General features: G+C 37.7%; 27 protein-coding genes (1 of these 27 cut by a window edge). 6 read left to right on the top strand and 21 right to left on the bottom strand.

The genetic code is table 11. The features are described 5' to 3' along the window. The 6 genes from HZR84_05570 to HZR84_05595 form a co-directional block, all read right to left on the bottom strand. Nucleotides 1-1,369: the 5' portion of a S41 family peptidase gene (locus HZR84_05570; protein QNL21420.1), read on the bottom strand. The gene continues 296 nt to the left of window position 1, outside the view; the window shows 1,369 of its 1,665 coding nt (coding positions 1-1,369); it begins with the start codon at nucleotides 1,367-1,369; the stop codon falls past the left edge of the window. Then, nucleotides 1,356-1,784: a ribonuclease P protein component gene (rnpA, locus tag HZR84_05575; protein QNL21421.1), complete on the bottom strand. Its 429-nt coding sequence runs from the start codon at nucleotides 1,782-1,784 to the stop codon at nucleotides 1,356-1,358. Before rnpA ends, HZR84_05570 begins: the two co-directional genes overlap by 14 nt. Before the next feature lie 2 nt (nucleotides 1,785-1,786). Beyond that, nucleotides 1,787-1,942: a 50S ribosomal protein L34 gene (gene rpmH / locus HZR84_05580; protein QNL21422.1), complete on the bottom strand. Its 156-nt coding sequence runs from the start codon at nucleotides 1,940-1,942 to the stop codon at nucleotides 1,787-1,789. Nucleotides 1,943-2,013: 71 nt separating this feature from the next. Continuing rightward, nucleotides 2,014-2,946 carry a sugar kinase gene (locus tag HZR84_05585; protein QNL21423.1) on the bottom strand — a complete coding sequence of 311 codons (933 nt, stop codon included), beginning with the start codon at nucleotides 2,944-2,946 and terminating at the stop codon, nucleotides 2,014-2,016. Between the two features lie 4 nt (nucleotides 2,947-2,950). Continuing rightward, a complete protein-coding gene (locus HZR84_05590) occupies nucleotides 2,951-4,108 on the bottom strand; it encodes a hypothetical protein (protein QNL21424.1) in 1,158 nt (385 codons plus the stop codon). Nucleotides 4,109-4,177: 69 nt separating this feature from the next. Further along, on the bottom strand, nucleotides 4,178-5,308 hold the full coding sequence (locus tag HZR84_05595; protein ID QNL21425.1) for a T9SS type A sorting domain-containing protein: 1,131 nt from the start codon (nucleotides 5,306-5,308) through the stop codon (nucleotides 4,178-4,180). A gap of 34 nt (nucleotides 5,309-5,342) precedes the next feature. Here HZR84_05595 and HZR84_05600 point away from each other — a divergent pair, with 34 nt between their 5' ends. Further along, nucleotides 5,343-5,999, top strand: coding sequence for an ATP-binding protein (locus HZR84_05600; GenBank protein ID QNL21426.1), 657 nt, complete (start codon nucleotides 5,343-5,345; stop codon nucleotides 5,997-5,999). A 137-nt stretch (nucleotides 6,000-6,136) separates the two neighbouring features. On the opposite strand, the gene deoC is transcribed toward HZR84_05600, so the two are convergent. The 7 genes from deoC to HZR84_05635 are packed head-to-tail and all read right to left on the bottom strand — an operon-like array spanning nucleotide 6,137 to nucleotide 12,610. Beyond that, nucleotides 6,137-6,787 (bottom strand): deoxyribose-phosphate aldolase, encoded by a 651-nt coding sequence (gene deoC / locus HZR84_05605; protein ID QNL23202.1) that lies wholly within the window; start codon nucleotides 6,785-6,787, stop codon nucleotides 6,137-6,139. Then, on the bottom strand, nucleotides 6,787-7,650 hold the full coding sequence (gene rfbA, locus HZR84_05610; GenBank protein QNL21427.1) for a glucose-1-phosphate thymidylyltransferase RfbA: 864 nt from the start codon (nucleotides 7,648-7,650) through the stop codon (nucleotides 6,787-6,789). The genes deoC and rfbA overlap by 1 nt, the downstream gene beginning before the upstream one ends. A 1-nt stretch (nucleotide 7,651) precedes the next feature. Beyond that, nucleotides 7,652-8,656: an SDR family oxidoreductase gene (locus HZR84_05615; protein QNL21428.1), complete on the bottom strand. Its 1,005-nt coding sequence runs from the start codon at nucleotides 8,654-8,656 to the stop codon at nucleotides 7,652-7,654. A gap of 3 nt (nucleotides 8,657-8,659) precedes the next feature. Continuing rightward, nucleotides 8,660-9,724: a dTDP-glucose 4,6-dehydratase gene (gene rfbB / locus HZR84_05620; protein QNL21429.1), complete on the bottom strand. Its 1,065-nt coding sequence runs from the start codon at nucleotides 9,722-9,724 to the stop codon at nucleotides 8,660-8,662. Beyond that, the gene (gene galE / locus HZR84_05625; protein QNL21430.1) at nucleotides 9,711-10,739 is read right to left on the bottom strand and encodes a UDP-glucose 4-epimerase GalE; all 1,029 of its coding nucleotides are present in this window, start codon (nucleotides 10,737-10,739) and stop codon (nucleotides 9,711-9,713) included. Before galE ends, rfbB begins: the two co-directional genes overlap by 14 nt. A 1-nt stretch (nucleotide 10,740) precedes the next feature. After that, complete coding sequence (locus HZR84_05630; GenBank protein ID QNL21431.1) at nucleotides 10,741-12,030, bottom strand: nucleotide sugar dehydrogenase; 1,290 nt, start codon at nucleotides 12,028-12,030, stop codon at nucleotides 10,741-10,743. Between the two features lies 1 nt (nucleotide 12,031). Further along, on the bottom strand, nucleotides 12,032-12,610 hold the full coding sequence (locus HZR84_05635) for an N-acetyltransferase (protein QNL21432.1): 579 nt from the start codon (nucleotides 12,608-12,610) through the stop codon (nucleotides 12,032-12,034). Nucleotides 12,611-12,694: 84 nt separating this feature from the next. Between HZR84_05635 and HZR84_05640 the strand changes: the two genes are divergently transcribed. The 5 genes from HZR84_05640 (at nucleotide 12,695) to raiA (ending at nucleotide 16,169) form a co-directional block, all read left to right on the top strand. Then, on the top strand, nucleotides 12,695-13,489 hold the full coding sequence (locus HZR84_05640) for a hypothetical protein (protein ID QNL21433.1): 795 nt from the start codon (nucleotides 12,695-12,697) through the stop codon (nucleotides 13,487-13,489). A 21-nt stretch (nucleotides 13,490-13,510) separates the two neighbouring features. Then, entirely contained in the window at nucleotides 13,511-14,650 is a 1,140-nt protein-coding gene (locus HZR84_05645; protein ID QNL21434.1) for an acyl-CoA dehydrogenase family protein, read from the top strand. Nucleotides 14,651-14,712: 62 nt separating this feature from the next. Then, on the top strand, nucleotides 14,713-14,910 hold the full coding sequence (locus HZR84_05650; protein QNL21435.1) for a 30S ribosomal protein S21: 198 nt from the start codon (nucleotides 14,713-14,715) through the stop codon (nucleotides 14,908-14,910). A 47-nt stretch (nucleotides 14,911-14,957) separates the two neighbouring features. Next, nucleotides 14,958-15,839: a tyrosine-type recombinase/integrase gene (locus tag HZR84_05655; GenBank protein ID QNL21436.1), complete on the top strand. Its 882-nt coding sequence runs from the start codon at nucleotides 14,958-14,960 to the stop codon at nucleotides 15,837-15,839. Nucleotides 15,840-15,866: 27 nt separating this feature from the next. Next, the gene (gene raiA, locus HZR84_05660) at nucleotides 15,867-16,169 is read left to right on the top strand and encodes a ribosome-associated translation inhibitor RaiA (protein QNL21437.1); all 303 of its coding nucleotides are present in this window, start codon (nucleotides 15,867-15,869) and stop codon (nucleotides 16,167-16,169) included. A gap of 42 nt (nucleotides 16,170-16,211) precedes the next feature. Here raiA and HZR84_05665 read toward each other — a convergent pair whose 3' ends face one another. The 8 genes from HZR84_05665 to HZR84_05700 form a co-directional block, all read right to left on the bottom strand. Then, nucleotides 16,212-17,474 carry a methionine adenosyltransferase gene (locus HZR84_05665; GenBank protein QNL21438.1) on the bottom strand — a complete coding sequence of 421 codons (1,263 nt, stop codon included), beginning with the start codon at nucleotides 17,472-17,474 and terminating at the stop codon, nucleotides 16,212-16,214. Nucleotides 17,475-17,544: 70 nt separating this feature from the next. Beyond that, nucleotides 17,545-18,243, bottom strand: coding sequence for an SAM-dependent methyltransferase (locus HZR84_05670; GenBank protein ID QNL21439.1), 699 nt, complete (start codon nucleotides 18,241-18,243; stop codon nucleotides 17,545-17,547). Between the two features lie 3 nt (nucleotides 18,244-18,246). Then, nucleotides 18,247-19,119, bottom strand: coding sequence for a lipoyl synthase (gene lipA / locus HZR84_05675; GenBank protein ID QNL21440.1), 873 nt, complete (start codon nucleotides 19,117-19,119; stop codon nucleotides 18,247-18,249). A gap of 11 nt (nucleotides 19,120-19,130) precedes the next feature. Beyond that, nucleotides 19,131-19,841 (bottom strand): hypothetical protein, encoded by a 711-nt coding sequence (locus HZR84_05680; GenBank protein ID QNL21441.1) that lies wholly within the window; start codon nucleotides 19,839-19,841, stop codon nucleotides 19,131-19,133. 58 nt (nucleotides 19,842-19,899) lie between these two features. Beyond that, entirely contained in the window at nucleotides 19,900-20,244 is a 345-nt protein-coding gene (gene ytxJ, locus HZR84_05685; GenBank protein ID QNL21442.1) for a bacillithiol system redox-active protein YtxJ, read from the bottom strand. Further along, nucleotides 20,237-22,111, bottom strand: coding sequence for a hypothetical protein (locus HZR84_05690; protein ID QNL21443.1), 1,875 nt, complete (start codon nucleotides 22,109-22,111; stop codon nucleotides 20,237-20,239). The genes ytxJ and HZR84_05690 overlap by 8 nt, the downstream gene beginning before the upstream one ends. Nucleotides 22,112-22,173: 62 nt before the next feature. Further along, a complete protein-coding gene (locus tag HZR84_05695; GenBank protein QNL21444.1) occupies nucleotides 22,174-22,380 on the bottom strand; it encodes a hypothetical protein in 207 nt (68 codons plus the stop codon). After that, the gene (locus HZR84_05700; protein ID QNL21445.1) at nucleotides 22,377-24,356 is read right to left on the bottom strand and encodes a dehydrogenase; all 1,980 of its coding nucleotides are present in this window, start codon (nucleotides 24,354-24,356) and stop codon (nucleotides 22,377-22,379) included. The genes HZR84_05695 and HZR84_05700 overlap by 4 nt, the downstream gene beginning before the upstream one ends. Nucleotides 24,357-24,375 lie beyond the last annotated feature (19 nt).

A 24,375-nucleotide genomic window follows, 5' to 3' on the forward strand; every position in this document is an offset into this window, starting at 1 on the left:
GGGTAGTATATCCGTAATCTTTGTCGCTGAGCCATTCGGTAAATTCAGAATATTCTTCATCGCTTAACTCAAATTCATCGGGAGGAGCAATTTCGGGATGCGAATAATAATATTTAGTAGCATAATCAAAAATCAGATTTTTACTGATCAGACTAATGCTGATGGGTGCGGGATCATCGATCTCAACTGTAAAATCAGGTTTAATACCCTTTCCATCATAAACCACCCTGCCATTGGCTGTCTCAAATTTTGCCCTTAATGAATCCGGCACTTTTTCTCCGTTACCATTATTATCTTTTTTGCTGTAATCAATGGCCTGAATACATCTGCCACTTGGGATATAATACCTTGAAGTGGTTACTTTTAATTGAGAATTATAAACCAATGGTCGCGTCATTTGTACCAATCCTTTTCCAAATGTCCTGTTGCCAACAACTACCCCCCTGTCATAATCCTGAATAACGCCTGCCACAATTTCAGAGGCAGAAGCAGAAGACTCGCTCGTAAGTACTGTCAATGGAATCTCCGCGGTATCCAACGGTGGTATTAATGTATTATATACGCTGTTGTTTTTTTCGTATTTACCTTTTGTCTCTACCACTTTTGAACCGGTTGGCAAAAATATAGAACAGATCTTAACTGCTTCAGTTAAGGATCCACCGGGATTATCGCGAAGGTCAAAGATCAATTTCTTCATTCCTTCTTTTTGCAATTCCTCAAATGCCATTCTCACGTCTGAATAAGCCCCAATTGAAAAATCAGTCAATCGTATATATCCGACCTCTTCGCTAAGCATGCCGTAATACGGGATATTTTCAATTTTAATTTTTTTGCGTTTAACATTTATAAGCATTGGTTTTTCCTTGCCATATCTCATAATTGTCAGATTTACCGAGGTATTGGCTTGTCCTTTTAACAATTTGCTGACATCGCCGGTATTTTTATCCGAAAGATCGACGTCGTCAATTTTCAGAATTTTATCGCCTGCTTTCAAGCCTGCCTCATCGGCCGGATCGCCTTCATACGGAATGATCACAACTATATCATCATTTCTTTTACCAATCACGGCACCTATTCCTCCATATTGTCCGGTAGTCATGGTTCTGAAATCTTCAATCTGATCTTCGGAAATATAATTGGTGTAGGGGTCAAGGCTGGCGAGCATGGCTTCAATTCCAACCCGCATTAACTGACCCGGATCAATATCATCTACATAATATGTATTAACCTCTCTAAACACGGTGGCCATGATGTCGAGGTTTTTGGCTATCTCAAAATATTTGTCGCCGTACTGATCGACAAAGGAATAAAAGGAGAATGTCGTCAGTGATAAAAGTCCAATTAAGATGTATTTCTTAGTTCTTTGCATGTTCTTTTTGTAGGATAGAATTTAAACGCTCCAAAACTGACTTTAGTTTAGTCTCAATTTCTTCTAAAGATTTTAGATCCCTATCTAAATAAACCAGAGCGAATTTATCAATCATCAAATTTAAGTCATGATTTGCTCCAAATAAAATTTCTTTATTTAAACGGAAAGCTTCCCGAATTAGTCGCTTAATCCTATTGCGTTTATTGGCTTTGGAAAATTTTGATTTTGGTACGGAAATAAGAATCCTTGTCAAGGCCGCTTCGCGTTCTCTGATGAGATAATAGACTTTGAATGGCCCTAAATAAAAAAAGGAACCATCGCTAAACAGTTCCGAAATTTCTTTCTTCCCTTTTAATCTTAAATGTTTCGGGAAGCTATAATCAGCCCCCGAAGAATTTGGAGGCTCAGTTGACATTTTTATTTATTTTTTATCTCGTCAGAAACGCTGAGTTTCTTTCTTCCTTTGGCTCTTCTGCGCGACAATACCGCTCTACCGGCAGGTGTAGACATGCGCTCTCTGAAACCGTGTTTGTTCTTTCTCTTCTTATTTGATGGCTGAAATGTTCGTTTCATCTCTGTGTTTTTTGCAAAAGGACTGCAAAGGTAAAATAATGAATTAAATTAAACAATGCAGTCCGATTAATTTATGACAATACTATATCTATTTGTGTAAGATCAAGAAATTCAAGAACTCTTCCATTCAATTCTTCAATGCTCAGATCCTTTAATTTTTCTGTACCAAATTTTTCCACACAGAATGAAGCAAGGGCTGAACCAAAGATAATGGCTCTTTTCATGTTCTCGAAACTAATATCATCTGTAGCTGCCAAATAACCTATAAAACCTCCGGCAAATGTATCTCCGGCACCTGTAGGATCAAAGACCTCTTCCAAGGGCAATGCCGGGGCAAAAAATACTTCGTGCTCATTAAATAATAGGGCCCCGTGTTCACCTTTTTTTACAACAAGTACCTTAGGGCCCATTTTTAGAATTTTTCTTGCCGCTTTCACCAAAGAATATTCTCCGCTTAATTGTCTGGCCTCTTCATCATTAATAGATAATACATCAATTTTTTTCATGGTTTTATGCAAATCGTCCAGAGCGATATCCATCCAGAAATTCATGGTATCCAATATCACGAGTTTAGGCCTTTTTTCAAGACGATTTATTACCTGCATTTGTACTGAAGGCGCAAGATTTCCCAGCATGAGATAATCTGTATTTTGATAAGCATCAGGAATAATCGGATCAAAATTTTCGAGTACATTCAACTCTGTCACCAGGGTATCTCTGGTATTCATGTCAATATGGTATTTCCCCGACCAGAAAAACGATTTTTCTCCTTCTTTGATTTGCAAACCATCTACATTAACGCCCCGGTTTTTAAACATTTCTATGTCTTCTTTGAGAAAATCCTCTCCTACAACTCCAACCAGGTTTGTCGCTCCATTTTTATTTAAATATGAGGCTGCTAGGGAAATATAAGATCCCGATCCGCCTACAATTTTGTCCGTTTTTCCAAATGGTGTTTCAATGGCATCGAATGCTACCGAGCCTACTACTAAGATGTTTTTCATTAAATTATTTTAATATAGGATGTCGTTTATATACTTTCTTTCTATCGAACAGATACCGATAGGTAATGTGTGTTTTAGAAATTTCACCTCCAACTTCTTCTGCTACTTTCATCATTGAAGGATTGAAATCGCCAATCCAGTTCATTTCAAAATCTTCGTATCGCCAATTGGGTACGTGTACCATATTGGCAACACATTTTACTATTGCACCGGTCAGGCCTTTGCCTTGCTGCTCTGGTACTACTCCAAAAACAAGACCAAACATTTTGTTGATATGCCCCATTTTTTTATGGTATAAAAACTTAAGCTTTCCAATCAGGTCCATTTTTCCATTGACATGCCTAAACAATTGATTCAATTCCGGAAGCATTATGAAAAAACATACCGGCTCATCTTTATAATAGCCATACCACACGATTTCTTCATCTATGACAGGTTTCATGGTTCTAAAAACATTTTTCGCTTGTCTTTCATCGAGCTTTGGCACACCGTGTTTGGCCCAGGCCTTATTGTAAATGGTGGCAAAATCAGAAGCGTATTTCTCCCAATTCTTTAATTCCATGTGCTTGAAATGGTAATCCGGGTTGGCAAATACCCGTTGAGCTTTTTCTTCTACGATTGGATAGAGGGGTTTGGCCGTTTTTCTAAAATAGGTAAGCTGTTTGAAATAGGTTTTCCAGCCATAGTTTTCCCACAATTCCTGATAATAAGGATAATTATAATTGCAGGTATAATTGGGTGGCGTAAAACCTTCTACTAACAATCCCCACCAATTATTCCGGTCCCCGAAATTTATAGGGCCATCTGCCGCTTCCATTCCTTTTTCTTTAAGCCATTCCACAGCTTTGTCGAATAAGGCATTTGCCACTTCCTGATCGTCAATAGATTCATAAAATCCAATTCCACCTGTTGGCTGATCTTCTTTTTTTGCAATCTTATCATTGTAAAATGCAGCGATCCTGCCAATTATTTTGCCATCTCTTTCTAATATCCATCGCGCAGCTTCGCCTTGTCGAAAGAGTTTGTTCTTTTTGGGGTCAAATACTTTTTCAATGTCGGCATCTAAAGGTCGAACCCAATTCGGGTCGCCTTTATAAAGATCCACGGCCATTTTTAGAAATTTCCTTGCCTCTTGTTTACTATTGACTTTTGAAAAATTCATCGGCTATTAAAAGTGCAAAAATAAAAAAGCCCGGTGATCACCGGGCCTTTATTTGATTTAGTTTTCAATTTATTTTATAAAGAGTTTCTCAACAATCTTTTCCTTTCCATTAAAATACTTCACAAAGTATAAACCCCATTTCAAGTCTGAAGTCACAATTTTGACTCTTTGAACTCCAAAGCCATCATTATTGACATTCACAGATTTAATCAATCTCGAGTTAATATCTAATAACTCAATATTCGAATCTGCATTATCAAATGTATTAAACTCGAAAACAACCTCATCCTTGGTCGGATTTGGAAATAGTTTAGCATAGGAAGAATGACTTTCCTGAAGACCAGAAGCCATTGGTTGCATAACTACAATATCATCCAGAAATATTCCATTGTCATCGTCAGAGTCATGGTAAAAAGTGATATAGATTGTCTGACCCACATAGGCATCCAAAGACAATTCGGTGTACATTAATGCAACCGTAGCATTTCCTGAATCAGTAAATGTTGCTAATGTTGGATCGTAATTAAATTGTGAATGAACTGTATCCCCGGGTATTGTATCCCAACCATACGATGAATGCCACAATGGCCCATCACCTGAACCGCGATATTGTTTTAATTGTGTTAAGGTGTCTGCAGTTGCACTTTGAGGATCACCAAGATCATCAACCTTCACTGTCATTCCATCTAGCCATTGAGGTCCCTGAATAGGCATTGAAGTGAACTGTAAAATTGCACCAGGTTGCGTAATATTAATGGCGGGTGTTCCAAGAGCATTTCGATTACCAATTGCAAATCCGGCCATCCAGGATATACTTGTTGCCATATTAGTAAATCTTAAGGTATCACCATTTGCTACATCCTGAATAGCAACACTGTCCGACTGAAACCATTCAGTTGGATCACCACTGTTGGTGGCCAGGTTATCATAACTGAAGTTAAACCAGGGCCCGCCATTGTTAAAATCCGGGATAGTACTTGCTGTATCAAAATTCATATAAAGCAGAGTATCCATATTGGAATGCTTTTTAAAAACATTTTTATTTAAGTCAATATATACCGGGCTTGAAACTTTCTTCTTAACAATTTGTCCCAATATATCCTGTTTATGATATATGGTTTGTTGTTGTGAAAAAGACTGGCTGGCATAAATCACAATTACCATTGCGACTAAATTGAATTTTAGTAGTTTTCTTCTCATAATATTTCCATTTAAACTTTGTTGAATATAAACATTGGAAATCAATAAAATAAAATCACTTATAAAAAAAGGCGAGTCTGAGTTTCTTGAGTTTAAACTCAAAACGACTCACCCTATGCGGATTCTCAATGAATTGGTGGCTTTTGCGAATACAAAAGGTGGACAATTAATTATTGGAGTAAACGATAAAGATCTTAGCATTCACGGTGTAAAAAACGGCGAAGAGGATGTATTTCTCATGCAGAAATTGATTCAGGATCATATTTATCCGAAGTTAAAAAATCATGTTAGCAGAATTCCTATAAGTAAAAAACGCGATCTCATTTTAATTGAAATCCCCGAAGGCAAACAAAAACCATATTATGTCAATGAAAACCCTGAGGAACGAAATGGCACTGCCTACGTGAGGCTTAAAGATGAAAGTATAAAAGCCGGAAAGATTCTTAGAATGCTGATGAACTCGAAATACGAAGCAAAGCCAAATGCTATTAAAATCGAAGGAGATGTGGCCAAGACTTTCGAGCTAATGCATGAAAAGGAAAGAGTGACCTTTGAGGAAATTAAATCGGAATTGCGAAAACCAAAAAGATCGGTGGAATTACTTCTGGTAAAGCTTCTTCGTTTAAATCTGATTGGATTTGATATAGAACGGCAGGATGAGTTTTATTTGAAAGAACCAGATTTAAATTAGCAATTACGAATTTCGAATTAAAAATTTGAGAGAAGTTAAAAGGTTAGTCAGAGAATATAGAAATCTATTAGCATTCATCAATAAATCTCAATCTTATAAAAAAATGCTTTGAAATGCTATCCGCCTGTCGTAATCCGTCATTGGTAATTATTAATTATTTCCACTCCACTAGAAGTTCCTATGCGAGTAGCTCCGGCTTTGATCATGGCCTCAAATTGCTCGCGGGTCTTGATTCCTGCGGAGGCTTTTATTTCTACTTGATCCGTTATAGATTTTTTGATGATTTCTACATCCGAAACTTCGGCCGAACCATTAAATCCGGTTGCTGTTTTTACAAAATCCGCGCCGGCATCTACACAAATTTTAGAGGCTTCGGCGATTTCCTCATTGTCGAGCAATGGTGTTTCAATAATTACTTTTAATATCTTCTCTTCATCATGGCAAAGTCTTGCGATTTTGACAATCTCGATCTTTGGCCAGATCATTTCGGCTTTGAAAGCAGTCAGACTCCAGACCAAATCAATTTCATCTGCTCCGTCCCGAATGGCTAATTCCGTTTCCTTTTCCTTGGTTTCTGTCATATTGTATCCAAAAGGAAACCCTATGACCGTAACCAGTTTTACTTCGCTCCCCTGTAAATCTCTTGCTGCTTTTTTTACCCAGAATGGCGGGATACATATGCCGTGAAATTTATAGTGTTCTGCCTCTGAAATCAATTTCTCAACATCTGTGTGAGTGATTCCTGGTTTTAGATTGGTGTGCTCAATATATTTTTCAGGATTTTCAATCACCTATTGAGAATATTAAGTAAATAATCTCCATAACCGCTTTTGACCAATGGTTTGGCAATAGCTTCCAATTGCTTCGCATCGATAAAGCCATTCTTGTAGGCTATTTCTTCAATACAACCGATTTTCAGGCCTTGTCTATCCTCTATTACCTGCACAAATTGACTTGCTTGCATTAAGGACTCAATGGTTCCGGTATCCAACCAGGCGGTTCCTCTGTCCAATATTCCCACTTGAAGTTTTCCTTTTTCGAGATATACCTTATTCACATCGGTGATTTCATACTCTCCTCTTTTGCTCGGCTTCAGTGACTTGGCTATTTCCACGACCTCATTATCATAGAAATAAAGTCCCGGGACTGCAAAATTTGATTTGGGCTTTTCAGGCTTTTCTTCTATTGAAATGGCTTTGAGGTTTTCATCAAAATCGACCACTCCGTAACGCTGTGGATCATTGACATGATAGGCAAATACCACGCCTCCATCCGGATCATTATTGTCTTTGAGTAAATTGGCCATACCCGTACCGTAAAAGATATTGTCTCCCAGAATCAAAGCAGCCTTATCTCCATCTATAAATTTTTCGCCGATAACGAATGCTTGCGCCAATCCATTCGGAACTTCCTGTACCGCATATTCAAATTTGCATCCCAGTGAACGGCCATCACCGAGCAATTCTTCAAAACGCGGAAGGTCATGTGGGGTGGAAATTATTAAAACCTCTCTTATCCCCGCATGCATCAAGGTACTCAATGGATAATATATCATCGGCTTATCGTAAACAGGCATAAGCTGTTTGGAAACTGCTATCGTTAATGGGTGTAAACGAGTACCCGAACCTCCTGCAAGAATTATTCCTTTCATATTAGCTTCGTTTTTCGATAAAGGAACGATTATCTTTGAACCATTCCCAGGTCATTCTTAGACCTTCCAATATATTAATCTGCGGATTATAATCCAGCAATTTTTTAGCTTTTGAAATATTGGCCAGCGAATCTTTTACATCGCCTTTTCTCGGCGGCCCAAAAATTGGTTCAAGTTCAGTATTTGTGATTTCTTTCAACATATTGAACATTTCCAAAACAGATGTTCTTTCAGCATAGGCAACATTAAACAATTCAGCCCCATGAATTTTATCGCTAAAACAAGCTTTTATATTTGCTTCGACAGCATTTTCAATAAAAGTGAAATCTCTGGTTTGGTCGCCTTTACCGTTAATTTTTGGAGACTTTTGCTCATAAAAGGCATCCATAAACAGTGGAATTACAGCAGCATAGGCACCTTTGGGATCCTGACGAGGCCCAAATACATTAAAATAACGCAAACCAACTGATGAAAAATCATAGCTCTTGAAGAATACAGAAGCATACAATTCATTGACTAGTTTGGTTACGGCATATGGTGATAGTGGATTTCCTATATTATCTTCTTCTTTTGGTAAGGCCAGGTGATCGCCATATGTTGATGAAGATGCTGCATAAACGAATCGCTTTACCTCATTAATCCTCGATGCATTTAGCATGTTTAAAAACCCAGTGACATTGGAGTTGTTGCTAGCGATGGGGTCATCGATACTTCTTGGTACTGAACCCAGGGCGGCCTGATGAAGTACAAAGTCCACATTTTTTGTCAGTTCAAGACATAAATTATAATCACAAATATCACCTTCAATAATTTCCAGGATATCCGAAGACTCAAATGGCTTTAAATTTTTTCTGAAACCTGTTGCAAAATTATCGAGAACAATAATTTTCCCGGCCTTATACTTTATTAAATATTCTACAATATTGGAACCAATAAACCCTGCTCCTCCGGTAACCAGAAATGTATATTTATTTAATAATTCCTTGTGAAATGGCCTATCGTACATTTATTATCTGTTGTCGTAATGCAATTTGTAATAATTCTGGTAATCTCCGGTAGTGACATGATTTAACCACTCTTCATTTTCCATATACCAGTCTACCGTTTTGCGAATTCCTTCTTCAAATTGTAATGAAGGTTCCCAACCCAGTTCATTCATGATTTTATTAGCATCAATTGCATAACGCATATCATGTCCGGCGCGGTCTTTTACATAAGTGATCAATTCTTCTGACTTTCCTTCAGGTCTTCCCAGTTTCTCATCCATAACTTTACAAAGCACTTTGATGAGATCAATATTTTTCCACTCGTTAAATCCACCGATATTATAAGTTTCTCCGTTTTTGCCATCCCAATACACCATATCGATTGCTCTTGCATGATCAATGACATATAACCAGTCTCTTATATTTTCACCTTTACCGTATACGGGCAATGGTTTATTATGTCTGATGTTATTGATAAATAAAGGCACCAGTTTTTCTGGAAACTGATTCGGTCCGTAATTATTGGAACAATTGGATATGACATAAGGCAAAGCATAGGTATTGCCATAGGCCCTCACAAAATGATCGGAACCTGCTTTTGAAGCCGAATATGGTGATTGTGGGTCGTATGAAGTACTTTCCAAAAAATATCCCTCATCACCCAAAGAGCCATAAACCTCATCGGTACTTACATGATAAAATCGCTTATCCCCCATATTATTTGCCCAAAATTTTCTTGAAGCATCCAATAGGTTGACCGTTCCGATTATGTTGGTGTAAATAAATTCGGAAGGATTTTCAATAGATCGGTCTACATGCGATTCTGCCGCGAGATGAATAACACCATCAAACTGATGTTTTTCAAAAAGTTTAAAAATAAAGTCTTTGTCGACTATGTCGCCCTTTACAAATTCATAATTGTCTGAACTCTCAATATCCTTAATGTTTTCAAGGTTTCCCGCATAAGTCAGTTTGTCGAGATTAACAATTTTATGATCAGGATATTTATTAACAAATAATCTTACTACATGGGAACCAATAAATCCGGCTCCCCCGGTGATCAAAATTGTTTTATTAATTGTTTTCATCCATTAGTGTTTTTTGCCAATTCCAGGCATCCCTAAGACCATCGGCTAATGTTTTTTCAGTTTTCCAGTCTAATTTTTTATTGGCTTTATCTACAATGGCATAAATAGCAGCTACATCACCTTCTCTTCTTGAACCAATTTTATAATTCAGATTTATTCCATTTACTTTTTCGAAAGTTTTTACAACTTCCAGCACCGAACTGCCTTTACCGGTCCCAAGGTTGAAGTGATCCAAGAAGCATTCCTCCTTTGTTTTGATCAAATATTCGATGGTTTTTACATGTGCTTTTGCCAAATCAACCACGTGAATATAATCCCTGATATTGGTTCCGTCAGCTGTGGGATAATCATCACCAAAAATTGTCAATTCTTTTCGAATTCCCGCTGCTGTTTGTGTAATAAAAGGCACAAGATTATTTGGTATTCCAATTGGCAATTCTCCAATTAATGCTGATTCGTGAGCTCCAATAGGATTAAAATATCTTAAACTCGCAATTTTGACAGGGCTTTTAGAACGTACCAGATCCCGGATAATTTCTTCACCCATTTGTTTTGTATTTCCATATGGTGATTCAGAAGGAAGGATGGTCGCGGATTCATCTACAGCTATGGAATTCGGTTGACCGTAAACTGTGCAGGAGGATGAAAAAACAAAATTCTTAATCTGCAAGTCTACGCTTAGACGCAAGACGTTGATTAGCGAAATAAGATTGTTTTGATAATATTTTAATGGTTCTTTGACCGATTCACCCACTGCTTTGTAGGCTGCAAAATGAATGATCCCGGATATATCGCCTAATTCAGCTGTTTTTCTTTTTAGCTCTGAGTAATCGTTGCAATCAATTTCCAGTACCTCAATTTCATCATTAAGGATTTTATTTATTCTTTGACAAACGCTTTTTTCTGAATTGACAAAATTATCAATTATCACAGGTTGAAACCCTCCTTTGTATAATTCTACAACGGTATGTGATCCTATATATCCGGCTCCTCCTGTTACAATTATCTTTTGCATTCTATAAGCTCCAGTAGCTCAGAGATTTTATTTTATTTCTGAATACACCTTTTACATCAATAAAAACAGCATCGTCTTTTAATAATTTCTGAAAATCACCCTCAGACATATTCATGTATTCCTTATGATTGACAGCCACAATTACAGCATCATATCCCTCTCCGGGTATTTCTTTCAAGTCAAAATTATATTCTTCTTTTACTTCCTTTGCGGAAGCGTGAGGATCTACAACATCAACTTCCAAAGAAAAAGATTTTAATTCATTAACGACATCTACAACTTTAGAATTTCTGATATCAGAAACGTTTTCCTTAAAAGTGGCACCCATTACAAGGACTTTGACCTTAGAGATATCTTTCTTTTTCTCAAGCATTTTTTGCACGGTGCGTTTGGCCACATATGCACCCATGCTATCATTAATTTGTCGCCCGCTGAGAATTACTCTTGGGTTATGGCCCAATTCCTGAGCTTTGAAGGTTAAATAATAGGGATCAACGCCGATGCAATGGCCACCTACTAATCCGGGTGAAAATTTTAGAAAATTCCATTTTGTTCCTGCTGCTTCAAGAACTTCATATGTGTTCACATCGATTTTATCAAAAATAAGAGAGAGTTCATTCATGAGAGCGATGTTTAAATCTCTCTGAGTATTTTCAATGATTTTCGCTGCTTCTGCCACTTTAATTGATGAGGCCAAATGTACGCCGGCGGTAATAATTAAGTCATAGACTTCTTTAATAATTCTGGCAGATTCTTCATCACAGCCGGAAGCTACTTTGGTAATTTTGGTCAAAGTATGCTCTTTATCTCCAGGATTGATTCTTTCCGGAGAATAGCCAACCTTAAAATCACTGATGTATTTTAATCCCGAAATTTCTTCTAATACAGGTACGCAATCTTCTTCCGTGCATCCGGGATAAACAGTAGATTCAAAAACTACATAATCGCCTTTTTTTAGCACTTTCCCAACGGTTGATGTAGCACCGAGAAGTGGCTTTAAATTGGGTTGATTATGTTCATCTATGGGCGTAGGCACCGCTACGATAAAGAATTTCACATCTCTCAGATCATTGATGTCAGCTGTGAATTTTATATCCGTTCCCTCAAAATCGGCCGCCTCCAATTCTCCGCTTGGATCAACAGATTTTTTCATTAGATCCACTCTCTCCGAATTGATGTCAAAACCAATCACTTTTGTTTTTTTTGCAAACTCAAGTGCAATTGGAAGTCCCACATATCCCAATCCAATTACTGCCAGTTCTATGTCCTTATTTAATAATTCCTTAATCACTTTAGATTTTTTTTACTTTATCTTCATTCAATTGATAGACCTCTCCACTTTCAGGACAGGTGGCCATGCCTTTATCATCAAAATTCAATCGGTGCCCGTATTCCGAAATCCAACCGACGCGTTTGGCTGGATTTCCAAGCCATAGTTCAAAAGGCAAGGTTTCTTTAGTCAAAACTGCACCTGCACCAATAAAAGAATATTCTCCGATGTCATTTCCGCATACTATAGTAGCATTGGCCCCTATGCTAGCACCTTTTTTAACCAGGGTTCTTTCGTATTTACTTTTTCGAACTACGGCGCTTCTCGGGTTGATAATATTTGTAAATACCATAGATGGGCCCAGGAAGACATCATCTTCGCAAATGACTCCAGTATAAATGGATACATTGTTCTGGACTTTCACATTTTTACCCAATATTACTTCCGGAGAAATCACCACATTCTGACCAATGTTACATCCTTCACCAATTCTACAATTCGACATTATATGCGAAAAATGCCAAATTTTTGAACCCCGACCGATATCACAATTGGAATCAATTACGGCAGTTTCATGTGCGAAATATTCTTTTTGAGACATTTGAAATTTGCTTCGGCGGCAAAACTAAACTTTCTATTATAAAATTTATAATTCACTTCAATCTGAAAATCTTATTTTCGCAGAATGTTTAAAAGCAGCATCTTAATTCTGATATTTATTTTTCAAAGTAGCTTCCTTTTATCTCAAAGTGATAGTACGGATGTTGAAACTGAGAGTTCCGGGAAAAAAGGAAGATCAGAACTATTAATTAATGCCATTTCACAATTACAGATTCCTCAAGGTGCTTTATCCGAAAAATTTAAAAACTTTATAGGCCTGGGTGGAGGACTTATGTTCAAAACCAGAAATGATTGGTATTTTGGAGCAGAAGGCGTTTTTATGTTTAATGACAATACAAAAAATGCCAACTCCGTGGTTTCTGATATTCTTTCTTCAAATGGTACGATAATCGGAGCCAATGGCAGAACAGCAAATATTTTTATTTCACAAAGAGGGATGTCTTTACAATTTTTAAAAGTCGGCAAGTTGATTTGGAAAAAACCTGTTCTGAACGGAAATTCCAGTTCAGGATTACTTGGAATGCTAGGCGCCGGAATTTTGCAACATCAATACAGAATCATTGACAGAAATGGCAATGCTCCTCAAGTTTCACCAAACTATGCAAAAGGCTACGATGAATTAAGAAATGGCTTATCTATCAATCCTTTTCTTGCCTATGTTTATTTCGATCAGGATAAATTCATAAATTTTATGCTTGGCATAGAATATACCCTTGCTTTTACAGAATCACGAAGAGATTATGATTTTTTACTGATGAGGAAAGATGATTCTAAAACAACTGATCATCTTGTCAGTTTAAAACTCATATGGCACATCCCCATTCGAAAAAAACTATCGAGGGATTATTATTATTTTTAAATACCATACTATACGATTAACATGAACTTCAAATTAAACGAAAACCAAAAAATGATCAGTCAGATGATCAGGGACTTTGGTGAAAAAGAAATAAGAGCCAATATCATGAAATGGGATGAAAGCCAGGAATTCCCGCTCCCTCTCTTTAAGAAAATGGGAGAACTTGGCTTAATGGGTGTTTTAGTTCCTACAGAATATGGGGGCTCGGGCTTTGGCTATTTCGAGTATGTCACAGCTATTGAAGAAATTTCAGCCATAGATCCTTCCATCGGTCTTTCTATGGCCGCACATAATTCACTTTGTACGGGTCATATCCTTCAGTTTGGAAGTGAAGAGCAAAAGAAAAAATGGTTGCCAAAATTAGCCAGTGCCGAATGGATTGGTGCCTGGGGCTTAACAGAACCAAATACAGGCTCAGATGCCGGAAATATGAAAACCGTGGCAGTAGAAGATGGGGATTCCTTCATCATCAATGGGGCTAAAAATTTTATTACACATGGCAAAAGCGGAGATATTGCTGTAGTGATTGCAAGAACCGGTAAAGTTGGCGACTCGCATGGCATGACTGCTTTTGTTGTTGAAAGAGGTACTCCTGGTTTCAAAGGAGGAAAAAAAGAAGACAAGCTTGGAATGCGTGCTTCTGAAACGGCTGAAATGATATTTGAGGATTGCAGGGTATCCAGGGAAAATATTTTAGGTGAAATTGGCGATGGATTCGTGCAATCTTTAAAGGTTTTGGATGGTGGAAGAATTTCGATTGCGGCTCTTTCCCTTGGAATAGCTAAAGGAGCCTATGAATTTGCCCTGCAATATTCAAAAGAGCGGGAACAATTCAACAAACCCATTTCCTCATTCCAGGCCATTTCCTTTAAGTTGGCCGATATGGCAACGGAGTTGGAAGCTGCCAGATTGCTAACTTTTCAGGCGGCTGATCTGAAAAACAGAGGTCAAAAAGTGACCAAAGAATCAGCAATGGCCAAATACTATGCGTCTGAAATAAGTGTAAAAGCTGCCAATGAAGCAGTACAAATTTTAGGTGGATATGGATTCATCAAAGATTTTCCGGTTGAAAAATTCTACAGGGATTGTAAACTATGTACCATTGGCGAAGGAACATCGGAAATTCAAAAACTGGTTATTTCAAGAGATATATTGAAGTAATTAATCTTTTGAATTAATTTTTAGTCTTATTATATTTGCAGCCCTTTTTAGGAGAAAAAACAATGATAACAGTAAACGTAAAAGAAAACGAATCAATAGATAAGGCGCTAAAGCGTTTTAAAAAGAAATTTGAAAAGGCGGGTGTAATCAGAGAATTGCGTTCCAGAACCTTTTATGAAAAACCTTCCGTATCGAGAAGGGATGAGATCATAAAAGCCAAATACATCCAGCAAATAAGAGACAAAGAGCAAGGAATATAATTTTTTGTCCCTCATTTTCTGTAATTTCGTAACATTCGAAAGCGGGAATGAGGGATATTTTTTTGTCTTATTTGAAATCGGAAAAACGCTACAGTGATCATACACTAAAGGCCTATGATTCCGATATTTCGCAATTTGAGCTTTTTCTTAAAGCCCAATTCCCCCAACAAACACTTAAAACGCTTTCCTCCATTCATATCCGCTCCTGGCTTGTACATCTTAAAGAAGAGGGTAATAGCAATAGAAGTATCAACAGAAAGTCGGCCTCATTAAAATCACTATACAAATTTGCCTTAAAAAAAGGACTAGTAAGTTCCAATCCAAGTGATGCGATCAGAGCCCCAAAAATCAATAAAAAATTGCCTGTTTTTATTCCTTCTGATATTCTCAATGGATTATTTGATCAAAGTCATTTTAGTGGGGATTTTTCCGGACAAAGAGATAAGCTGGTCATTGAACTTTTATATGGAACAGGCATTCGCCTATCCGAACTCATAGAACTTAAAAAAGATGATATAAATTACCATCAATCAGTGATCAAAGTCTTAGGAAAAGGCAATAAAGATCGCGTAATTCCTTTACATAAGGAGCTGATAAAAAGCATTAAAAATTATACGGACCTGCGAGAGAAAATGGTTAGGGAAAATGCCAATAATTATTTAATATTAAGAGACGATGGGCAAAAGGCGTATCCTGTTTTGATTTATAGGATTGTCAAAAAATATCTTGATTTGATTACAACTGTAGAAAAGAAAAGCCCCCATGTTCTTCGTCACACTTTCGCGACGCATCTATTAAATAAGGGAGCGGATTTAAACGCAATAAAAGATCTCCTGGGGCATGAAAATCTTGCTGCTACGCAGGTATATACACATAATTCACTTGAGCAGTTAAAATCAATTTTTAAAAAAGCTCATCCTAAAGCATAATTTTTTTAACCTAAAACTTAAATATTTATGAAGTTGCAAATGCATTCAATTCACTTCGACGCCGACGTTAAATTATTGGATTTTATTCAGAAGAAAATGGATAAACTGGAAACTTTTTATGATAGAATAATTGATGGTGAAGTTTTCCTGCGTTTGGAAAATGGTGATAGCGTAAAAAATAAACTTGTGGAAATTAAATTAAATATTCCCGGTACAACATTGTTTTCCAAGGAACAGTCTAATTCTTTTGAAGCAGCAACTGACGCTTGTGTAGAAGCTTTGCGCAGACAGATCAAAAAACACAAAGAGAAAAACAGTGTGCACTTATAAAAAAAGCGGCCCCGTTTAACCAACGTGGGCCGCTTTTCTTTTTTATACACCAAATGCTTTCTTTACCTGATCCAGATGATCCAGTTTTTCCCAGGTAAATAATTCAACTTCAATTTCTTTGATTTCCTTTCCTCTTCCATCAGGTCTTGAAAAACTTCGCTTAACCTTTTCAGGATTCCTGCCCATATGCCCATATGCAGCTGAAGGACCATAGATTGGATTTCTTAATTTCAGTCGTTTTTCAATAATTCCGGGTCGCATGTCAAAAATCTCAGAAACTTTTTTTGCAATCTCCCCATCGTTTAAATCAACTTTTGCTGAACCGTAGGTATCTACAAATATTGATGTTGGTTCCACAACTCCAATAGCATAAGAAACCTGTACCAAAACCTGATCACATACTCCCGCAGCTACAAGGTTTTTAGCGATGTGTCTTGTTGCATAAGCTGCGGATCTGTCGACTTTAGAAGGATCTTTTCCTGAAAACGCTCCTCCACCATGAGCACCTTTTCCACCATAGGTATCTACAATTATTTTTCTTCCTGTCAATCCGGTATCGCCATGTGGTCCACCGATCACAAACTTTCCGGTAGGATTGATATGGTATTTGATTTCATTTGTGAACAAAGCCTGGATCTCAGGTCTCAATTGTTTTTTTACCCTGGGAATTAAAATATTAATGATGTCATTTTTAATTCGCTTGAGCATTTTTTCCTCTTCATCGAAATCGTCGTGCTGGGTACTGACTACTATGGCATCAATTCTTATAGGTTTGTGATTATCATCGTATTCAATGGTTACCTGTGCTTTAGAATCGGGCCGCAAATAATCCATTTCCTTTTTTTCCCTTCTCAATTCTGCCAATACCTCAAGAATTTTATGCGACAGATCAAGTGCCAATGGCATATAGTTTTGGGTTTCATTGGTAGCATAACCAAACATCATCCCCTGATCACCGGCACCCTGCTCTTCCACCTCTCCTCGATCAACGCCCTGATTGATATCGTCCGACTGTTCGTGTATTGCTGACAATACTCCACAGCTGTCGCCTTCAAACATATAAGCCCCTTTCGTGTATCCTATTTTATTGATAACATCTCTGGCGATTTGCTGGACATCTAAATAAGTATCCGATTTCACTTCACCTGCAAGCATTACCTGACCGGTCGTTACAAGTGTTTCACAAGCCACTTTTGAATGTGGATCAAAAGCTAAAAAATGGTCAAGAAGCGCATCTGATATTTGATCTGCTACTTTATCCGGATGTCCTTCAGACACCGATTCTGATGTAAAAAGATAAGGCATATTAAAAGCTGTGAATTTTTAAGAGGCACAAATATAAAAGTATTGAAATGAATTTTAAACTTAGATTGATTTATCCGAGAATAAATACCGCGGGATGCTTATCAATTTTCTTATTTATTTTTTTCCAATCCTTAACCGGCATGGTCAAAATGGATTCTTTTTTTCCTGTGATTTCTTCTGCAATACACAAATTCACATTCGCAGGACATGATTGTATTATGTCGCTTAATACCTGCTGATTTCGATAAGGGGTATCCATGAAAATCTGCGATTCTCCGGTATTTAATGCATCGGCACTCATACTTTTAAGCTTGGCTTTTCTTTGATTTTTATCAATGGGCAAATAGCCGTGAAATCTAAATTCCTGTCCGTTGAGGCCTGAAGCCATTAAAGCCATCATAAATGAATTTGGTCCGGCTAAAGGAATTATTCGAACACCGGAATCCTGTGCTTCTAAAATCAATTCATGACCCGGATCCCCAATTCCGGGACAACCGACATCTGAAAGAATTGCCGCATTTTTTCCAAGCCAGACTTTTTGAAGTCCTTCCTGAATCAAATCCTTATCGGAATATTTTCCAATATCGACAAATTCAAGATTGTCAATGATTGCTTCGGGATGTAGCGTTTTAATAAATCTTCTGCTATTTTTTTGGTTCTCAACAAAAAATAGTTCGAGTGTAGTAATCAGTTCCTTAGAAATTTCCGCAAGATGCCCATACCCCTCTTCAGAAATTGGTGTTGGAATGAGATAAATATTTCCGGCCAATATTTAAACGTTTACATGCCTTTCTGCATGATAGCTAGATCTTACCAAAGGTCCGGACTCAACATATTTTAATCCGCGTTGCAATCCTTCCTCTTTGTACATATCAAATACATCAGGGTGAATAAACTCAGCCACTTCCAAGTGCATTTTTGTTGGTTGAAGGTATTGACCCAGCGTTAATATATCCAAGCCGTGCTCCACCAGGTCGTCCATGGCTTTAAATACCTGATCTTTTGTCTCACCGAGTCCGAGCATAATACCCGATTTTGTTCGTTTGCCGTATTCTTTAGTTCGTTTTATCTGTTCAAGGCTTCTGTAGTATTTTGCCTGTGGCCTTACCTGTCGATACAGTTCTTCCACGGTTTCTACATTATGCGAAACCACCTCCTGACCGGCAGAAATCATTCTTTCCAGTGCTTCCCAATTTCCTTTAACATCGGGAATTAAAGTTTCAATAGTTGTTTCAGGACTTACTTCTTTAATAGCTCTTACGGTTCTGTACCAAATTTCAGCACCGCGATCTTTTAACTCATCTCTGTTGACTGAGGTTAAAACCGCATGCTTAACTTTCATCAAATAAATGGCTTCGGCTACTCTTTCGGGCTCTTGTTCATCATACTCAGGAGGCCGTCCTGTTTTAACCGCACAAAAAGAACAGCTTCTGGTACAAACATTCCCCAGAATCATAAAAGTGGCTGTACCTTCGCCCCAACATTCACCCATGTTCGGGCAATTACCACTCTCACAAATGGTATGGAGTTTATATTTATCTACCAATTCGCGAACACGTTTGTATTTATCGCCAATAGGCAATTTTACTCTCAACCAGTCAGGTCTTTCTTTTTTCTTTTCCTCAATTACAGGTAGTTCAATCATTAATTCCTTATCTATTTTCTGGAACCGTAAAATAATGTTAAAAATAAAGTGGAAAAAACAGGGTTGTTCGGCGCAAAAGGCAATATTTCTATGTTTTTATTATAGCCCTCTATCAACATTCCCAGTTCTAGCCCTGCAACATCATTTCCAAATTTACCAAACTCAAATGCCAGTGAATTTTTCATATGCAGGCCAAATTCAAATCTTCCCCTATCCAAACCTCTAAATATTCCTCCCCCATCAAGAATTCTATTTTCATCTTCGTGAATTCTCGGATCATAAGGTTCCTGTCTTTGTGAATCGCCCCTATCGTAAATAACATAATATGGCTTAACCAAAGCAAAAGTTGGTCCTACAGCTACATTCAAACTCAATTGCATGCCTTCATAAGGCGTTTTTCTGAATAAAATATATTCACGGCCATAATTGGCTCTCAGAGGAAATACAAAATATTGCTTATTGTAAATAAATGTGTTGCCGTAAATATTAGTGTAGCGTTCTTCTTTTGGATGCTTCAAATTTGACAACTCAAAGCCAATATGATGATTGACTTCTTTGCTGAGAAATTTTGAGAATTTAAAAGAAAAGCCCGCAAAAAAAACATTGGTATTCGTAGTAATGCCATAAGTAAACTCTCTATCGTAGATTACCTCATCAAACTGCGCTCGGAGTGGAGATAAGCTGAAAAAAAGAAAGATTAATATGTAAAATATGTTACGCAATAATTCTTGTTTTGGTATTAGTTCAAACTAACAAAATACAGTAATTGTTCAAATTGCTCTAATATCCCAGCACCTTTGAGAAATTAACCTCAAAATGTGAGGCATTCTGAACGCATTTACCTTTCAAAATTATTAAAATTTGGGGGGATTCATGTCTTATTTCATATTTCTCCGAAATCTCTTGTGAAATCGTCCTGTATTTCAACAAATCCAGGTAATAATATTTGCATTCTTTTTCAGGATGGCTTTCTAGTCCGCGGTTAAATCTCCCCCATGCCATGGCGCTGATTGAACAGCTCGTGCTGTGCTTAAAAATAATAACCGGCATTTCTTTAGATTCCCTGTCAAGCTGACCCAACTGCTTAGAATCAGTTAATTCTATCCATTTTTCATTTTTAGTCATGCCAAATTTCAGCTTCTTCTTTCATGTATTTGGGAGCTTCCAATTTATCCTTGAGAAAAGGAGGAAGATCTTTTTCTGATTTTCTAAGTCTTCGGTACATTCTTTTCTGATAGCGCTGTTTTCTGCTTACACTGGTTTTTTCTCCTGCAGTTCTAAAAGTAACACTCGGATGCATGTCTTCTCCGGCTTTAAATGCCTTGATATCCCCCCTGTAATCGGCAATGGTTTTCATGTTTTCTTTGCGCTTATCTTCTTTGGCCTTCAGGTCAATCTGATCTCCACGCCACTTTGCCATTTCTTTATCTTTCTCAAGAATATTTTTTGTTCTCGCAGTTAAATCTACCGTTGGTGGATTAAAATTAGCAGCAATTTGATCCTGCGCTCTTTGTTTTTCGGTAGCTTTCTTCTCAGTCATCAAACGGCCTTTACCCATTTTTTTGCGATTCATTTTGTCTATTTCTGCAATCCGCTTGTCCCTTGCAGCCAGATCAATTCCATCCTGAAAATCTGCATAACGTCTTTGTCGCTCGATCCATAATGTCTCTGTTTTCTTATCGGTCATTGGACGGCCTTTGGCCATTTTTTTCCTGTTCATTTTATCAATTTCCGCCAGACGTTTATCGCGGGCTGCCAGATCTATCCCATCCTGAAAATCGGTATATCTTCTTTGTCTTTCTATCCATATTCCTCTGACCTGCTTTTCAGAAAGGCCTTTTCCGGTTCCAATTTTCTCGCGATTTATCTTGTCTATTTCAGCTAATCTCTTGTCACGGGCAGTCATATCAATGCCATCCTGAAAATCTGTATATCGTCTTTGTCGCTCTATCCAAAGCGCATTGACCTGCTTTTCACTCATCGGCCTGGCATTCGACAATTGCTTGCGATTCATTTTATCGATTTCCGCTAACCTTTTGTCGCGGGCAGCCATATCAATACCATCCTGAAAATCCGTATAGCGTCTTTGACGTTCCACCCAAAGCGAAGCCACTTTCTTTTCAGACATCGGTCTTGCATTTGATAATTGCTTACGATTCATTTTATCAATTTCTGCCAATCGCTTATCTCGCGCACTTACATTTATCCCTTGTTGGAAATCACCGTATTTTCTCTGTTTTTCAATCCACATCGCATCTACAATTTTTTTGGTCAATGGCCTGCCATGTGCTGCCTGCTTATAATTGCTTTTTTCAACCTCTGCGATGCGCTTATCTCTTTCTCTGAGGTCAATCATCCCCAATTTGTTGTTCTTTCTGTTAATTTTATCAATTTCAGCCAATCGTTTATCTCGGGCGGTTAAATTTATCCCTTGCTGAAAATCAACAAATTTTCTCGCTTTCTGTATTTCCAGCTTACGCACATAGTCTTTAGAAAGTGGCCTACCTCTTTGTGCTTTCCCGTAATTTGTTTTTTCTATTTCGGCAATTCTTTTATCTCTTTCGCGCAAATCAATCCCCTGCTGAAAATTCCCATATTTCTGAGCTTTTTGAGCCTGAAGTTTTTGATAATAGCTTTTTGACAATGGTCTTCCGCGCTGAGCTTTTCCGTAATTGGTCTTTTCGATTTCCGCAATGCGCTTGTCCAATTCTTTCAGGTCAATCCCTTCATTAAATTGTCTGTATTTATCAGATTTCCTTGCAAGAATTCTAAGACTTCTTTTTCTGGATCCCGGATTGATTCGAGCAGCGCCTTTTTTATTCATTTTCTGAATCTGGCGTAATCGTTTGTCTCGAATATTTAAATCGATATTGCCTTTGAATTTACTGATTTGTGAATCGGTCAGTTTTTGTGCCGACTCTGTGTCAAATATTTCCTGAGGTTCTTTCTTTTTCTGACCTGTGTTTTCATTTAAACCTCTTCTTTGAGCCATAGCAGAAAGAGATATAAACAAAAACATTGTGGCGATATGTAAGATTCTAGAGTTCAGAATGGTTACTTACGTTTAATTCTCTTTGGCTGTTTCTTTTTAAGTATTCCTTTTTTATCTCGCTTCACTTCAATAAGTGTAATTCCTGTTCCGTCTTTTTCTGAATTCTTTTCTTTTACGGGGTCAGGACAGGGATAACGACCCCATGCACATCCGGAAAGCAGGATGAGCGATGAAAAAATTGCTATATTTTTATTGAGTTTGAGCTTCAATAGGCAATAAGTTCTGCTAATTTACCTTTTAAGCGTGCCTTTGGCAAAAAGTTTTCTTCAAGATTTGCCGCAAATGGTACCGGAGTATCCAGCGAAGCCACTCTAATAACAGGTGCATCCAGTTTTTCAAAGCAATGCTCGGATATCCAAGCGGACCACTCTGCCCCTATGCCCCCGGTTAATGTATCTTCATGCAAGATGAGTACTTTCCCCGTTTTCGAAACACTTTTCATTACCAATTCCTTATCCCAGGGCAAAAGGGAATACATATCCACAACTTCAATAAATCCGTCTTCGTATTCATCTGCAATCTGTAAAGCCCAATGTACGCCCATCCCATAGGTAATTATGCTTATTTCATTTCCTACTTTTGCAATACGTCCTTTCCCAACTTCCACATTGTAATAGTCAACCGGTATTTCCTCATTGATTGATCGGTACAAATATTTATGTTCAAAAAACAAATAGGGATTGGGGTCTTCTATTGCGCTTATCATCAGACCTTTGGCATAATATGGTGTAGAAGGATAAACAATTTTTAATCCGGGCGTATGAAAAAACCAGGCTTCATTGGATTGCGAGTGAAATGGTCCTGCCCCTACACCGGCACCGGTGGGCATACGAATAACCACATCAGCATTTTGACTCCAACGGTAATGAATTTTGGCAAGATTGTTTATAATCTGGTTAAAGCCACAGGTTACAAAATCTGCAAATTGCATTTCAATCATGCTTTTTTTTCCCATGATTGACAGGCCCAATCCAATTCCAATTATTGCAGATTCACAAAGAGGTGTGTTCCTTACTCTTTCCTTTCCAAATTTTTGAAGAAACCCTTCAGTTACTTTAAATACGCCTCCATAATCAGCTATATCCTGCCCCATCAAAATCAAATTGGGGAATTTTTCCATGCTCTGATAAAGGCCTTCACGAATGGCGTCTACCAATCGTTTTTCTTCTTTATTCTTTGTTTTCGGGCTTACACTTTTAAATTTATATTCGCTGAATAGATCTTTGGTTTCTCCAATTTCATCCGAACTTATAGCCGGAGTAGCATAGGCGGATTCAAGACCTTTGTTAATATCTTCGTTAATTTTTTTGCGAGTTGTGGAAATAAAATTTTCATCGATAATCCCATGATCGAGTAAAGCTTTTTCAAAATTGGCAATTGGATCTTTTTTTGCCCAGTGGTCCATTAGTTTTTTGGGAACATACTTTGTGCCAGAAGCCTCTTCATGACCCCTCATTCTAAATGTGTTGGCCTCAATTATTACAGGCCTCGGATTATTTTTCAGTGATTGAGCCCATTTTTTAATGGTTTCGTAAACTTCAATTATGTTGTTTCCATCTATGCTTTCTGCATCTATTCCATAACCCGGCCCCTTATCGACAAATGATTTAAACTTAAACTGTTCTTCGCTAGGTGTGGATAATCCATACCCGTTGTTCTCAATCACAAATATGACCGGTAAATGCCAGACCGCTGCTACATTTAAGGCTTCGTGAAACTCACCCTGGCTCGCACCACCGTCTCCGGTAAATACAAGCGAAACTTTTTTATCCTTATTAATTTTATGTGCGAGCGAAATCCCATCGGCAATAGAAAGTTGAGGCCCCAAATGGGAAATCATGCCCACTATATTGTGCTCTTTGCTTCCAAAATGAAAAGACCTGTCACGGCCTTTGGTAAAACCTGTTTCTTTACCCTGAAATTGTGAAAACAACTGCCCGTACTCGACTCCACGACCCGTAAATACTCCAAGATTGCGGTGCATGGGTAGAATGAATTCATCTTTTGACAAGGCCAGCACACTTCCAATTGAAATCGCCTCCTGACCAATGCCGCTAAACCATTTTGAAATTTTGCCCTGTCTTAAAAGAATGAGCATTTTTTCTTCTATTAATCGTGGTTTCAGAAGTTCGGTGTAAAGTGTTATTAAGAGTTTCTTATTTTTTCCCTTTATTTCAAATTCCATAGGCGTGTTTTGCAGGTTC

It is taken from the genome of Hyphobacterium sp. CCMP332 (assembly GCA_014323545.1).
In the GTDB taxonomy this organism is placed as follows: Bacteria; Bacteroidota; Bacteroidia; order Cytophagales; family CCMP332; genus CCMP332.